The following is a 14,640-nucleotide window of genomic DNA, read 5'->3' on the forward strand; positions in this document are numbered from 1 at the left end:
AAAATAATTCAACAAAAATAATTCAACAAAAATAATTCAACAAAAATAATTCAACAAAAATAAGGTTGTTGGCAGATGATATCTTAACCAAGCTCTCTGCCAATCTGAATTTTTTCTGAGACTTCTCCGTTGCCAGTAGTTATCTGCATTAGACCGTTTCTACCGATTTTGATTTGATCCGTCATATTAAATATCACGGTAGCTTCTTCACCAGCTTCTAAGACTTGATTACTGGCATATCCTGTATTGTCTGCAATGCTATATTCGCCACTATCAGCTTTTGCGGATTCACTAAAAGTATATTCGGTTCCTGCAAAGGTTACTGTAACAATGTCAATTGGATTTGTTCCTGCATTTTGAATATGTACATTAACTATGTCATTAACTGCAAGAAGACCTGCACCAGGTGTTATTCCAGAAAAACTTGACACAGATGTTCCATTATGAAACAATCTAGCTGCAGTATCTCTGGCATCGTATCCAGTAATGATTAATGATTCTATTGCAGCTGGAGTGTTTAGTTGCTGTTCATTAAAGACACCTGAAGAGAATGTAAAGACTAGTGTGCCGCCGACTACTGCGATTGCTACTAAAAGTATTGTCGCTATAACCGGTGCTACTGCCCTACGAGATGTAGTGTGATTCATTGTTTTGTTATATCCAAAAATCTATTTAAAGATAACTATCTGTCTATGTTTAGTTATGCCGTCTTACTGGACGTTTAGTCTACCTTTTGTACCTGCCAAAGGTTGGGATGTGATTGACATAGGTTTCATTAGTAGAATAAAGATCTGGAAATCCATTATATTCATTCTTGACTCGTATTTTGTATGGCCTCATAAACTTGTTATTTACTATAAACATCATTTCCACATTTTTTAGTAATTCTAAGCATGTGTAAGATGATATAATTATGAAAAATTTGATGGTCATCAAACATACTGGATCTTCCTTTTTTATGCCTCCAATCACTTCTTGCAGTCACGAAATTATTCATTGAATCTTCACTTGCCACGTTGTACTTCCATGTAAAACGGCTCTTCTACTGTAATTGTTTTATAGCTCATTTCAATTATGGAATTTTTCAATACTTCAAAAACTTTTTTGATATCACGTTAACAAGAATTGTAATATTCAATCTTTATGGGATTAGAAATGAGATATGCTTGGTTTTCCTATTTTAAAAAAATAATTCAACAAAAATAAGGTTGTTGGCAGATGATATCTTAACCAAGCTGTCTGCCAATCTGGATTTTTTCTGAGAATTCTCCACTGCCAGTACTTATCTGCACTAGGCCGCTTCTACCAATTTTGATTGGGTTTGCCAAATCCACAATTATGGTGGCTTCTTCACCAGCTTCCAATACTTGATCAGATGTTAGTCCTGAATTGTCTGCGATATTGTATGTTGATGATGCGGCTGTAGCACTAAATGGATATTCGGTTCCTGCAAAGGTTACTGTAACAATGTCAATTGGATTTGTTCCTGCATTTTGAACAAAAATCCAAACTTCATCATTAGCTGCAAGAAGACCTGCACCTGGTGTTGCTACTCCAGTTACCCCTGATACAGATGTTCCATTGTGAGCTAATCTAGCTGCAGTATCTCTGGCATCGTATCCAGTAATGATTAATGATTCTATTGCAGCTGGAGTGTTTAGTTGCTGTTCATTAAAGACACCTGAAGAGAATGTAAAGACTAGTGTGCCGCCGACTACTGCGATTGCTACTAAAAGTATTGTCGCTATAACCGGTGCTACTGCCCTACGAGATGTAGTGTGATTCATTGTTTTGTTATATCCAAAAATCTATTTAAAGATAACTATCTGTCTATGTTTACCAAAACACAAGTAAATAGTAAAAATCATTTTACTCACTATTCCTGAAAATATCTCCAAATCCTTTTAAACGAACTGACCCGAATTTAATCGAATAACATTTGCTACAAAGTCATCAGTTTGGTTTAACATTGATCATTTTTTCTGTATTTATAGTAGCAACTATTGATAACACTACTGCACAAACTCCTGATGATTTTAGCATACAACTAAAACTGATCCCATCCACAGTAGAATCAGGAACAACTCAACAAGTGGTAGGATATGTGGGAATAATTGACAAGAATGGAATACTTGCAAAACCATCAGATCAAGTTAAAATAAATCTTGAATCAGATAACCCACTTGTTGCTTCTGTACCAGAATCTATAACTTTATCCGAAAATACAAGTTATCAAAAATTTCAAATTGATACAGGAAAGACAGGAATTGCAAAAATTACAGCCAAATTAAATGATCAGGTGGTAAGCAAGGATTTTAGAGTAGGAGAAACTGTCGGAAACCTTCCAAGTGATTCGAAGCTTCACATATTGTTGCCAACTGATCAAATCCATGTAAATGGCGAGATGCCTTTATCTGTATTTTTTACCAAGGATGAAATACCACTGGAAGTTCCAAAAGACATAACCATCTCATTTGAATATGAAAATGAATTATTAAAATTACAACAAAAGAAAATTACAATAGAAAAGGGAACCGTTTATGGAATTAATATAATCACTGCACTAGAAGAAACTGGAACTGCATTTATCAGAGCAAGTGCACAAGACAAAAAATTTGATGTCGTAAATAACGTTAAGGTTTCATCCGTTAACCCATCATCCATAAAGACATACGTATACCCAGATAGAATTGCTCAAGAGACTGAAAGAAATATTGAGATTTTTGTAACTCTAAGAGATTCTGAGGGATTCCCGGCAATTGCCACTGAAAATGTACCATTAGACATTATTTCAGATAATATTGCTTTATCAATTGCAATAGATGAGGCGATGAAAAACAATAGGCCTATGATCAAGAAAGGTGAATTTGGATATCATCTTACTCCAGAATACATCTTTCCAAACAAACCGCATAATTATACCATTTCTGTAAGCTCAAGTGATTACGGTCTTGATTCCCAGATTTTTGATATCGTAATACCACTAACCGCCGATGATCCAAAAGCAGAAGACAAAATATTGAGACTTTTTGTTCCGCCGGAATTACCCAGAGGAGCTAAATCACTAATGGCTTATCAAATTACTGCCATTGAAGATGATGATGACGATCCACCTGGACAAAGAGATCTAAATGATGATGAAGATGAAGATGATGAAGAAATAACTGTAAGGACTATAGATGATTTGAGCGAGCTTGATGAAGATGATGAACAACTCGGTCCTGATAATTTATTCCCAGTTCAAGCAGACACTAACTATTCTATTATGAAAAGTGCACTTGAAACCTCTTCTGACAACTTGAGAGTGACAAGCAGCAACACCAAAATTGTAAAAATTGAAGATCCTGGAGAAATTGTGGATAATTATATTTTGCCACATTCATCGTATGGCAAGGCAATTATTTCCACAGGACAGCAAACAGGTGAGGTAACTCTATCAACATCATTAAAGGGGCTTGCAGTAGGATCGACTACAGTAAAGGTTGTAAATCCCGTAGAGCCCATTGACACAAAAATATTTTCGCCTACTGGGCAAACACTAGTTTTTGATAGAACTGGAAAGGTGGAACTATTTGTTTTGCCAATTGACCCCAGTGACCGGCCCACTAACTCTGAAACTGGGTTAAAATACATTCTTTTACCAATAAATGAAATAGTAACAGTTGCGCCACAAAAAAACTTTGCAAACATAATTCTGTTAAACAAGGATTTGGCAAAATCTAATCAAACTGAAATTACTGTCACTCCAATTGGAGTAGGATCTGATTCTAATCTAGAAAGCACGTCAAGTTTTGATATGATATCTTCATCCTCCAAACTAAACATATCTGTGCCTTTTGAAAAAATATCTTCAGACAAACAGCAAATTCCTTTAGTCATAAGCCTGACTGATTCATTTGGAAATCCTATTACGCTTTCAGAGAATGTTGAAATTTCTGTGGAATCATCTGGCAATGACATCATAGAAACCCAAAATCAAGTTACGTTGATTGCAGGTGAATCATTTGTCGAGACATTATTCACAGTTGTTGGAAATTCTGGGGAAAGTGAGATTACAATAAATTCAAATGCCTTTGACTCAACAAGCACCACCATAACAGTTGGAGAAGAAGAAAAGTTTGAGAAAAGACTAAGTATTTTTGTAGATTATCCGCTAGATCCTATGGAAGTTAATGTCCCATCAGAAATAACAATCAACATCGATGACCAAGACTTGAACGTAATAGAAAGTGCAAGAGTTAGACTAATTGCACAAGAAGGATCTTCTGTATTTCCTACCAGTGTTAGAACAGATGAAGATGGAAAGGTATCTGTTTTGTTTACCCCTGGAAATTCGCCCACAAGCACTTTGACAATTCAAGCTACAAAGGAAGGATATCTAGATGATGAGGAAGTCGCAGAGTTTTCAACAATTGGTGGTGATTCCATGGGGGGAGATTTGTCCATGATGTTACTAATACCTGCTGCCATCATGATGGCAATAGTGGCAGTAATTGTAATCCTTGTGATGCGCAAACGAAGACGCCCAGAAGAAGAATATGAAGAGTATGAAGAAGAAATCTAAAACTTTTTCACACTTAAAAAATTCTATATGTTGAATTTAGATATATTCAAAACATATTCAGAACTATATCACAAAAACTTAAGAAATTCTTCTTATTGTCTCAGTTGACAAGCCATTATTTCTTTGTGAAAGTCTAATTATTCTCTTTCTTGGATTCATGTCTCGCACTTTTTGTATTGTAAGTATGTTCTCAATTGTCTCTTCCCTTATGTTTGCTGTAAATTCAAAGACAGAGTCTGCTGAATCTTTGATTCCCATAATGTCGTTTTTTTCATGTGCATCTTCGGTTAGTATAACAAAATGAATTCCCCCATATTTTCTTGCAAAGCTTTCAATGTAAAGAATGGTATTTTGTATCTCTGACATTGGATATGATCTTATCAAATCTGCCAAGTGAATTACAGTGTTTCGTCCATCAGAAATAGTTTCATTTAGATGATTCATCAAATTTGCAAGCGTATCGCCTAAATCTATTTTTTGTTCTAGCGGATTTTCTGGCAAGGCATTTACTATCTCAACTTTGTCTGAAGGTATTGCACGGCCAAATACCCAAGTTCCATCGTCTACAAACTTTTGGATATCCATATTGCTAAACTTCATGTCCTGAATTATGTCTTGACTAGGAACCGTAGATGTATAGTATGCGACTTTTTGTTTTGAAATGACATTGTTGTAGAGTATTTGTTGTACAAACAGATTAGCACTACTTCCCAGTTGGCCAGATACAAGATACAGGTTTCCTACTGGCAGACCTTGGCCTAATGCTTCATCAAAGCCTGCAATCCCAGTTTGGGTTGTAACCTTTTGCTCTCCGACAAATTCCTGAGCATATTCTTCCTTTCTACCCTCCGAACCAAATACTGATGCCATTCTCATTCACCTTAAGGATCAGGATCATCAAACTGGTTTATAAACACCGATCGCTAAAAAACAGTTGACAAATCTGATCGATCTTACGATCAATAGGTGTAGTTAGCTAAGGGCAAGTTGGATCTGGGCATATTTGAACTATCGTTTGACCTACAGAACCAATTATGTGGGTGCCTCCAACCGCATCTGTCGCAGATCCTGTAGCTGTAAGTGTAAATAAGTACATGGTTGTTTCTTCTACTGTTGGTGCTGTAGCAGTAAACGCATATGTTCTAGATAGACCTGAAGTCAAGGGTAAAGTCAATTTTAATGGGATTTGTTGTGAACCATCATCAAAAATTATTTTTTGCTGAGGCTCAAGACCTGTGGGGATTGTGGTGTTTACCAGATTTGCAAAAACAGGTGGAACGGTTAATAACAAAAAGGAATCCGAGTTGATTTGTTCTTGACCTGTATTTGCAATGGTGACATTATATGTCTTGGTTGAATTTGATAGTATTCCTTTTACAAGGTATTTACGGTCTATTCCAAGCAAATCTCCTGATTGATAAACCTCTACGATTGGTGCGTTTGCTTTAGATATGCCAAATGTGTCTATGGTACCTTTACTGTATTGACCAAAACTAGTATATGCATTAAAGACTAAAGAGTTAATCGGAAGATCCTCAATTGCAACGGGTTGGATTTTGGCAATCCATTCCTCTGCACTATGTGGCGGGATTGTTATAGGATTTGCAAAATTTTTCCAGTTAAGCAGAGTTTTTGAATCTTCCCAATCTGTAGTTGGTTTGATACCTGTTATGGTGTTGTCTTTGAATACTTGTTTTCCTTCCTCAACTATTACTTGCAACGCTACTTGGTATACATCCATGTTTTGGTTTGTAGGATTCATAACAACCATGCCAAAGTGACCCTCTTGTCCAGCGCCAACAGAACCAAATGGACTAGGAGATGAGGCAAAAATTTCTGGCTTTGCAAACAAATCTTTTTCAGTGAGAGCTCTGGCCACAAAGATATTAGTTGTGTCTGTGTTGCTGGTGATAAAAGATGATCCATCACATCCTGCAACTTTTGCTTTTGCGCTTCCTGCTAATGCAACACTTGCACCAACGGCACCTTGAATATTGTTCTTCCATGTGAAAACCGCATCTTCATTTGGTTCCAGTCTACTCACAGAAGAAGGTGATAACAACGCTGAGCTTTGAAGAAAGCTTGCAGGAGATGCAGTAATTATCCCGTTAGGCTGAACATCTGTAAGTGTAGTGTTGCCACGATTGTATACGTGCATTATAAAGATAGTATCATCACCATTGTTAATTGAAGGTGCGGAGGAGTATGTCTCAACTACCAGCCTGGGATCTGGGGTACTTGAAACCACATCTAATTCCGTAGTCCTTATTGTTCCAGACTTTGATACTACCTTAATGTCATAAGTGCCATCAATGAGATTCAATACCTTGCTTCCTACCACGTCTGAATCAGAAGATATTGGGATGAAAGCATCCTTGAAATCTACTTCAAAGCGTTTTGCAGGAAATGGATCTGTTTTGTTGATTATCCAGATATCTGCAATCTCTACTGGATTAGTTCCTGTATTTTTTACGCTGATGCATAATCTGTTACCATTTGAGCTATCAAATGCAGGGGCTATGATAAAATTCTCATCCAAATTTTTCATATTTCGTTCAGTCAAATCTAATTGGGTGATGATGAGATTCTCTTGCAGCTGAAATGCTGCAAAGATGGCAGCAAATGCACCTATCATTATTACAACAAAGAAAAATGCACCAACTATTGTAGATATTCCACGTCTATTTCCTAATGTATTCAAATTATCTTGCACCTCCACTTTGAATTATAAATTCCTTAAATTGTAAGTTACCTGTATCTATTTGAATTTTTAGTGGTTTTAGTAAGGTTATGTCTGAAGAAATTTCAGAACTAAGTTTAACTATTAAACGAGCATCCTGACCAACAACAACTTCCGAGTTTGTAAGCTGGATTGCATTATTGGTAGATGTGATACTAAACTTTCCTGATTTGGGATATGGACATGAAATTGTACACAGTGAGGCATTAGTAGAAGCGTCTAATTCAGCTCCAGCAGTTTGAGCATCAAAAACATGTTGTATGTCATTGATCAAAAGTTTTGAGATGAATATGGATTCCAATCCACTATTTCGTAGTGTTAATGTTATAAACTCTGTACCGCCATTTGAAGGAATCAGATCCTTGTCTGAGGCGCAAGACGAAGTACAGAGTTTGGAATCAAGTTGATTATCCAGAGTTGAAATGCCGTGTAATCCCGTGGAATCTCGGGTATCATAGCCAACTAGTTTTACTGATTGCAAAGATGGATCAGATGAACCCCCTACAACGGACGTAACATCAAAACCCTCAAAAAAACTAAAAATTATAACTCCTCCTGTGATGGTAATTGAAAGTAGTAATAAGGCCGATATTATATCTGATACTGCTCTTCTATTATGTGAATCATGTTGATAATTTCCTTGCAATTTTGAAAATACGTTCGAGTTCACCATCATCTTTTCCTTATGTGTTAAATGGCTTTGCAACCATCTCAAATGAATTTCCCCTAGTAGTAGTAACTGATATTCTATATTCTCCAGATTTGTAACTGTTATCATCAAATCTGCCAGTCCCCTGTGTCAGGGAAAACAACTGTTCGATATCTGATACATCCCCAATCATTATTTTTTGGCTAATAGAATTGTTATTTAATACAAGTTCTTGAGTCTCAGTATGTACAATTGCTATTGAGTCAATTGTAATCTCTGCATTGCCTGTATTCCTTATAGTAATGGTTGCATTGTTACTGCTAGGAAAAAACCACACATGTTCAATTATAAGATCTTCTAAAAATGCGTCACTTCGATCACTATCAAAAAGTCCCAACATGTTGTTAAACTGAGCAATGTCTGATATTCCTGAAAACATGATGGTTCCTCCAATCCCAACAACCATGGCAAGCATTAACATGCTGGCAATTATTTGGCTAATGCCTCTTCTCTCCATCATATTTACCAATTTGATATTAGATGATATAGTTTATTATTTATTGATATGTTCAGCGACTAGTTTTTCTAGTTGAGAGAAAACTTCATCATATTCTTTGCCAGTAATTATCGATGTGCCTGTATATCTTGCCATAGCTTTTGCTTCACTAGATATACTTGGAATACAAATTAAAATATTGAATGATTCTGGCAAGTCAGCACATTCTGCAATAATTGAATTTACATCCACATCTGGTAATTGTTTATCTGAGGAGCGGAAGAAAACAGATACTTGTTTGTCTTCTTTTTTGCCGTGAATACTTACAGAGTGAGGTACTCCACTTCGTCCAATTACTTTTACAAATTTTTGAGTGGAAAACCCAAAAGTTTCTATGGCTTTACTAAGTTTAGTTAGTAGCGTAATCGTATCAACATCTGCCGATGATGAATTATTCACTGAATAATATGGCACACTAAGATACTCTGCAGAATTTATGTCAAAATCATGATTAAATTTTCGACAAAATAACTTGTTAGATATATTATCAAACTTTTCTCCACAGTCACTACACAAAAACCAAAACCCTAATGATCTCAATTCTCTTTTTGGATTAGTAATGTTTTTTTCACATTTTGGACATGTTGCTATATCTGTTACGTTTTTTTGACCAAAGATTTCAGTATCTGCAATAAAACCGCAAACTTTGTGTTCAACAAGATACAGTTTTTTTACATTGATAGAATTACATTCAGAACAACAAATTCGTGTTGTAGTTAAGAGGTTCTCTGGATGTTCTGGACAAACAGGAAGTACTTCATATGTCTCTTTTTGAAGAATATTGACTGCAGGGGCCGCAAGTTTATCTAAAACGGAAACATTTGATGGGTCTTCCCCTATTTCCTTAAGGATTGGAAAGAGTATACGATTTTCTTCAAAGTTAATTTGTGGCAAAATGATTGTTGTATTGGTAGATTTGAGATATTCTATTAATTTTTGACCTACTGATATTTCATTCTCTGAAACGTTCCTCTTATTGTCCTCTATATCAGTCAATTTTAAACCACCTTGCAAATTTTTTTGATCCTCAATTGATATAATGTTCTGTGCCATATCTTCAGTCACCTGATACAAAATAATCTATTTTAGATTAAAAACAAATCCTCCCAAATTTGGAAATGAAAATATCTGAGATCGGGCACGTTTTTAGATTATTTCTGCTACACGTAGAACTGAAAAGGCAATAACTGTCAAAATCACCATTATGATTGCATGTTTTACTCCGGATGCATATGTGCCTCCGGAAATTTTACCACCTACAATCCCTCCTAAAACGGCTTCAATGATCGCCATATGGAATAGAATTGATTTGATCACCTCAACTTCAAGGCCCATCATGGATTCAAAAATTCCCAAGGGTAGTGCAGTTCCTTTTGTGCTCTCTGAAATTAACTGTTCTTGTACTATTTCCAGTTCAGAAAAGAAACTAACAATCAACATAATTGTTAATCCAAGAAATGTGACAAACGACATGTATATGGTTATGATGTATGGTTTTAGCGTGCTGACCCTTTCTTTTTCAAGATTTTGCAGGTTTGTGACATGATGTTGTATCATACCTAGTGTTTCTATTACATCCCCCCCCATGTTAATGGATGTCTCAAGTAAAATCGATACACGTGCAGCAAGCTTAGTTCCTATTCTTTTTGAAAAGTTTTCAAATGCCTTATCAAGTGGGGTTCCCCAACTTATGTTAGCTCTAAAGTTTTTCAAGTGAGGTGTTAACGGACCATAATTTCTGTTGGCTGCCTCTTCAATTGCTAACAAAAGACTAGAGCCACTTTCCACAGCACTTACCAATGATAAAAGAAATAATGGAATGTTTTCATCAATCTTATTTTTTACAGAGTTCTCTTTTACCTCCAAGACGGTATATGGGAGCAGTCCAGTTAGTAATCCCAGGACAACTCCTACATTTGCATACAGAATCTCTTGTGTTTGGTTGGAAATCATGAAGAAAAGCACCATGATTGCAAATCCAGTACTGGCAGAAAGTATGGTTATCTTTCCCTTGGTTGTCTTGATGAATGGTAAGTTGTACTCAGGTTTTTTAGAATTTATTTTTTGTGAACTCAATTTATCATCTCTTTGGTATTAATGAATCAATCATGAGTATCATTATGATTCCAAATGCAGGGACAAAAACATAGGTAAGAATATTCATTAGAGATATTATGCTGAAATTATAAAGATTCACCGACATCATTCCCATAATGGATAACATGATTGCACCAAGAAGTGGAAATACAATAAGCAGTATTGTGTAAATTTCTGTTACAATTCCTAATGATTGATTAGCTTCTCTAATCCTGTTTTTTCGTTGTTCTAGTTGCACTTCACCAGAAGCAACAAAATAATCTTTAAGATTGCCACCTACTTCTAAATTCGATATTATTCCCTCAAGAAATTCAGTGTATGTATCTAAAGGAGATCTATCTGAAAGATCCTTGAGTGCATTTTCAATGTCCATGCCAAGTAATTCTAAATCTCTTGTAAGATGTTGTGCGTCTTTGACAATTTCCTCATTAGTTTGTTCGATTGCTATGGTTCTAAAAATGCCTTCAAGCGTAAGACCGCTAGAAGCAAGGGTTCCCATATATCCCGAGAAATAAGCCATCTCTTCGGCAATTTTTGATTTTCGTTTCAGCTTCTCATTTTGTGGATATTGATATGTCATCACAAAAGCTACAATACCAAATACTGCTCCAAGAGCAATAGGTATAGCAGAAAAAGATGTAACAAACTCGTTGTTTTGAAGCAGATAAGATATCGTCAATCCTGTAATTATTCCTGCAATGGTTGCGATGATGCTGACAAAAACCATGGTGCAAACAAAGGCTTCAAACATCACGGGAATGTGTGTTTGCCTCAATGTTTTTTTCAAGTTGGGAAAACGAGTATAAAGAATTCCAATAATCCCATTGAGCAAAACATAACTTATTGTGAATATTGTACTTCTATGTTTTTTTTCAATGACTTTAGATTTTGTCAATTTTTTGGGTTGTGTAGATTTTTCCATATATAGATCACAACAGGATTCGTTTTCTCTCGTAAAATTTGTCAGGATCCTTGTAAAATTCTATTATGTTTGAAGAAACTTCATTGTATCTTACAATATTGTTTTTTACCATCCAATCTAGTGTTGTCTTTCTCTTATTTAGCTCATATTTTATATCCTCTTGAGATTCTCCAAACTCGTTTTCTATTTTTTCAAGTGCTACACTGCGCCCTGTAAATGAATGTTGATCCGTAGATGGATTCCAACGAAATACATCATTTAGCAAAACTTCGCCAGTCTTTTCATCCAGTCCCGCAAGTTCAGATACTTGTATCACTCTTCTTACAGTTTTTCCATGTACCTTCATTTTAAGCTGCAATAGTATTGCGTCAAGCGTATTTACTATGAGCGTTTTTGGAACATTCATGGGTTCAGAAACAAGTCTTGTAACTGTAGATGGAATAGAGTCTGCATGGATTGATGAAAAACCTCCGTGCCCAGTTGCCATGGCCTGAAATAGGGTATAGGCTTCCTTACCTCTTGTTTCGCCTACAATAATTATATCCGGTCTCTGCCTGAGCGATGCACGCAACAAATCAAATTGTGAAATTTCAGCAATTTGTGTACCAGAAAAAGTTTCTCGTGAAACCGACGGTACCCAGTTTGTATGTGTAAGGTTAAGTTCCTGAGTATCTTCTATGCTGATTATCTTTTGTCCTGGAGTGATAAATGAGGCCAAGGTGTTCAGGGTGGTTGTTTTACCACTTGCAGTACCGCCTGCTACAATCATCGTTAACTTCTTTTCTACAAAATACCAAAGGTATGCTGCAATGTCTGAAGACAATGTATTGAATTTGATCAAGTCTATAATTGTAATTGGATCTGATCTAAACTTTCTAATGGTGAACGTGGAACCTTTTTTTGTTATTTCACGTCCAAATGTAAGATTAACTCTACTTCCATCTGGTAGTGATGCATCTACTATGGGTTGAGCAACTGAAATGTTTTTTCCAGAAACATATGCAAGCTTTCTTGTAAAATCTTCTAATTCCTTCTCGTCTTCAAATATTACATTTGATGGAATTGATTCGTGTTCTCTATGCCATACATATATTGGGATTTTAGAACCATCACAACTGATTTCTTCAATCATATGATCATGTAAAAATGGTTCAATCTTCCCTAGGTAAATTAAATCCCTTACCGCATAATAAAGAATTTTTGGGAGGACTGATGCTGGAATCTTTAATTTGTATTTTTTAACAATTGAAATTATTTGCTGTTTTAATAATTTTTCAGCTCCCTGCTTACTTTTTAATTCGTTCAGGTCTATTACAAGCTCTGCCATTAAAATTTTTTTCAATTCATTATATGATGCAATATTCTTCTTTGACATGGTAGGTTCAATCACTTCATATTTTATTCCAGATTCTGAACTGGCATCTTTTAATATTCCTGAATAAATGTCAAAATCTGAATAATCCAGCTTGGATAGATCTAGATAGTTTTTGCTTAATCTTTTGGTTGTATTTAATGCATCTTCCTTACTGAGATTAATTTTGGATTTAGTTTTGTCAGTATCGCTTTGATTCAAACTAGATTCCACTATTTATCATCTCCAGAACATGAAAACCCATTGCTAACACAAGTTATCGTTACGACAGTCATAAAAATACATCCAAATATAATTAATTAAAGAATGAAATAAAGATGAATTGACGACTGTCGTTTCTAAACTATTGGTTTTACTTGTTCTCGTCTTTTAGGCGATTTGCCAGTTCTTTGGCAGTATCTGTTTTGGAATACTTTAAAACATAATCAACCATGGCTGATTCCAAGGCATTTTTAAAATCACCTTTCTTTAGACCATATTTTTCATATATGACATGACGAAATTCTTGTAATATCTCATCATCTATTTTTGCATTTATTTGTGTCATGTTATAAAATACATCACACAAGTTATAAAGTTAACTATGAAATTAATTTACACAATAATGAAAACTGTAACTAGCAAACGACAATAATTTATCAATTGTCATATTAAAAATAAAAGAATGAAAGGACTCTAGTCGTCTAGTTGCCCTATGTTTATTACGTCTGTAAACTCAGTACCTGCTGCAGTGGTTATCTTTAACTGAGCATCACGTCCAATTTTGATTGGATCATCAAGAGTTAAAACAATAGTAACTTCTTGACCTGGCTCTAGTTCTGGTATTTTATCAGTTGAAGTTTCATCACCTGTTTCAATTAAAACAAATGAAGTTTTTACTGGTAAGGCTGGAGTTGATGATGTTACAGACCCACTAGCTACTGTGCCATCAATCTCTGATGCGGATGTTGTTAGCTGATGGGCATATGAAATTCCAGCAAATCGTAATTCATTAATTGCCACTGGATTGCTTCCCTTGTTTAATAGATAGATGTATACTCTATCTCCTTCTGCAAGTTTGCCTTCCCCTGTAGTATGGGTTCCAGTACTGTTATCGATATTGGCATTATGCAATTTTCTGTCATTACTGTCTGTGGCATCAAAACCAGTAACTTCAAGTTGCTCTAATCCTGCTGGAGCGCCCACTTGTTGTTCATTAAAGAACCCCTGTGAGAATCCGAATAGAGCTGTACCACCTGTTGCTGCTACTGCAACCATTAGAAGTGTTGCAATAATTGTAGATACTGCTTTTCTTTTTGCATTTTTTAATGCGTGCAGTTTTTTCATTATTTGGTTTTGATCATAGATCTATTTAAAGATATATTGATAACTTTATTTCTTATTCTATGATGTTATGGATGCAACAAATAGGCATATGGATCACCTGGATTATAGAATATTTCAGCCTCCGTACCCGCAGGTAAATCACAATCATTAATGATTTTAGTCTCGACATATGGATCATCTGTCTTTACTACGCATATTCTTACAGAATTCTCAATTACCACTGATGATTCTGTGATTACATCCATAAAAGAAACTATGTTTGGGTAAAATGTATACAGTGAAAATAACAAAAAACTGATTACAATCACGCAAATTAATACAATCTGCGTTACAGCATTTAGAGGTCTAAAATGCAATACCATCAAGTAAGTTAACTAATTTAGCATTTAACGGTTCCACATAGAACAAACCTAG

The 14,640-nt window shown here is 35.4% G+C and carries 14 protein-coding genes; 1 reads left to right on the forward strand and 13 read right to left on the reverse strand.

The features are described 5' to 3' along the window. Positions 1–83: 83 nt before the first annotated feature. Positions 84–647, reverse strand: a complete 564-nt coding sequence (locus C6989_RS05485) for an archaellin/type IV pilin N-terminal domain-containing protein (RefSeq protein WP_182126602.1) — start codon at positions 645–647, stop codon at positions 84–86. A gap of 579 nt (positions 648–1,226) precedes the next feature. Continuing rightward, positions 1,227–1,787: an archaellin/type IV pilin N-terminal domain-containing protein gene (locus C6989_RS05490; protein ID WP_182126603.1), complete on the reverse strand. Its 561-nt coding sequence runs from the start codon at positions 1,785–1,787 to the stop codon at positions 1,227–1,229. A 182-nt stretch (positions 1,788–1,969) separates the two neighbouring features. Here C6989_RS05490 and C6989_RS05495 point away from each other — a divergent pair, with 182 nt between their 5' ends. Beyond that, on the forward strand, positions 1,970–4,564 hold the full coding sequence (locus C6989_RS05495) for a hypothetical protein (protein ID WP_182126604.1): 2,595 nt from the start codon (positions 1,970–1,972) through the stop codon (positions 4,562–4,564). Between the two features lie 78 nt (positions 4,565–4,642). Here the strand turns inward: C6989_RS05495 and C6989_RS05500 are convergent, their stop codons facing one another. The 11 genes from C6989_RS05500 to C6989_RS05550 all read right to left on the reverse strand — a co-directional run bounded on the left by C6989_RS05500 (position 4,643) and on the right by C6989_RS05550 (position 14,588). Continuing rightward, positions 4,643–5,434 (reverse strand): RAD55 family ATPase, encoded by a 792-nt coding sequence (locus C6989_RS05500; RefSeq protein WP_182126605.1) that lies wholly within the window; start codon positions 5,432–5,434, stop codon positions 4,643–4,645. Positions 5,435–5,540: 106 nt separating this feature from the next. Beyond that, positions 5,541–7,265, reverse strand: coding sequence for a COG1361 family protein (locus C6989_RS05505; RefSeq protein ID WP_182126606.1), 1,725 nt, complete (start codon positions 7,263–7,265; stop codon positions 5,541–5,543). Between the two features lies 1 nt (position 7,266). After that, positions 7,267–7,974 (reverse strand): archaellin/type IV pilin N-terminal domain-containing protein, encoded by a 708-nt coding sequence (locus tag C6989_RS05510; RefSeq protein WP_220462861.1) that lies wholly within the window; start codon positions 7,972–7,974, stop codon positions 7,267–7,269. A 13-nt stretch (positions 7,975–7,987) separates the two neighbouring features. Continuing rightward, positions 7,988–8,473, reverse strand: coding sequence for a hypothetical protein (locus C6989_RS05515; RefSeq protein WP_182126608.1), 486 nt, complete (start codon positions 8,471–8,473; stop codon positions 7,988–7,990). Between the two features lie 33 nt (positions 8,474–8,506). Next, a complete protein-coding gene (locus C6989_RS05520; RefSeq protein WP_182126609.1) occupies positions 8,507–9,562 on the reverse strand; it encodes a TackOD1 domain-containing metal-binding protein in 1,056 nt (351 codons plus the stop codon). Between the two features lie 93 nt (positions 9,563–9,655). Then, positions 9,656–10,585: a type II secretion system F family protein gene (locus tag C6989_RS05525; RefSeq protein WP_182126610.1), complete on the reverse strand. Its 930-nt coding sequence runs from the start codon at positions 10,583–10,585 to the stop codon at positions 9,656–9,658. Positions 10,586–10,589: 4 nt separating this feature from the next. Continuing rightward, positions 10,590–11,357, reverse strand: coding sequence for a type II secretion system F family protein (locus C6989_RS05530; RefSeq protein ID WP_255464662.1), 768 nt, complete (start codon positions 11,355–11,357; stop codon positions 10,590–10,592). A 178-nt stretch (positions 11,358–11,535) separates the two neighbouring features. Continuing rightward, entirely contained in the window at positions 11,536–13,113 is a 1,578-nt protein-coding gene (locus C6989_RS05535; protein ID WP_255464654.1) for a type II/IV secretion system ATPase subunit, read from the reverse strand. Positions 13,114–13,252: 139 nt separating this feature from the next. Continuing rightward, positions 13,253–13,447 (reverse strand): hypothetical protein, encoded by a 195-nt coding sequence (locus C6989_RS05540; protein WP_148703906.1) that lies wholly within the window; start codon positions 13,445–13,447, stop codon positions 13,253–13,255. A 128-nt stretch (positions 13,448–13,575) separates the two neighbouring features. Then, the gene (locus C6989_RS05545; RefSeq protein WP_182126612.1) at positions 13,576–14,226 is read right to left on the reverse strand and encodes a hypothetical protein; all 651 of its coding nucleotides are present in this window, start codon (positions 14,224–14,226) and stop codon (positions 13,576–13,578) included. A 65-nt stretch (positions 14,227–14,291) separates the two neighbouring features. Further along, positions 14,292–14,588: a hypothetical protein gene (locus C6989_RS05550; RefSeq protein ID WP_182126613.1), complete on the reverse strand. Its 297-nt coding sequence runs from the start codon at positions 14,586–14,588 to the stop codon at positions 14,292–14,294. Positions 14,589–14,640 lie beyond the last annotated feature (52 nt).

This window comes from Nitrosopumilus sp. b2, from assembly GCF_014078535.1.
Taxonomy (GTDB): Archaea; Thermoproteota; Nitrososphaeria; order Nitrososphaerales; family Nitrosopumilaceae; genus Nitrosopumilus; species Nitrosopumilus piranensis.

Excerpts from the sequence above, each read along its gene's own strand:
- C6989_RS05550 (WP_182126613.1), bottom strand. The coding sequence starts at position 14,588 with ATGGTATTGCATTTTAGACCTCTAAATGCTGTAACGCAGATTGTATTA.
- C6989_RS05485 (WP_182126602.1), bottom strand. The coding sequence starts at position 647 with ATGAATCACACTACATCTCGTAGGGCAGTAGCACCGGTTATAGCGACA.
- C6989_RS05545 (WP_182126612.1), bottom strand. The coding sequence starts at position 14,226 with ATGAAAAAACTGCACGCATTAAAAAATGCAAAAAGAAAAGCAGTATCT.
- C6989_RS05515 (WP_182126608.1), bottom strand. The coding sequence starts at position 8,473 with ATGATGGAGAGAAGAGGCATTAGCCAAATAATTGCCAGCATGTTAATG.
- C6989_RS05530 (WP_255464662.1), bottom strand. The coding sequence starts at position 11,357 with ATGTTTGAAGCCTTTGTTTGCACCATGGTTTTTGTCAGCATCATCGCA.
- C6989_RS05520 (WP_182126609.1), bottom strand. The coding sequence starts at position 9,562 with ATGGCACAGAACATTATATCAATTGAGGATCAAAAAAATTTGCAAGGT.
- C6989_RS05500 (WP_182126605.1), bottom strand. The coding sequence starts at position 5,434 with ATGGCATCAGTATTTGGTTCGGAGGGTAGAAAGGAAGAATATGCTCAG.
- C6989_RS05540 (WP_148703906.1), bottom strand. The coding sequence starts at position 13,447 with ATGACACAAATAAATGCAAAAATAGATGATGAGATATTACAAGAATTT.
- C6989_RS05490 (WP_182126603.1), bottom strand. The coding sequence starts at position 1,787 with ATGAATCACACTACATCTCGTAGGGCAGTAGCACCGGTTATAGCGACA.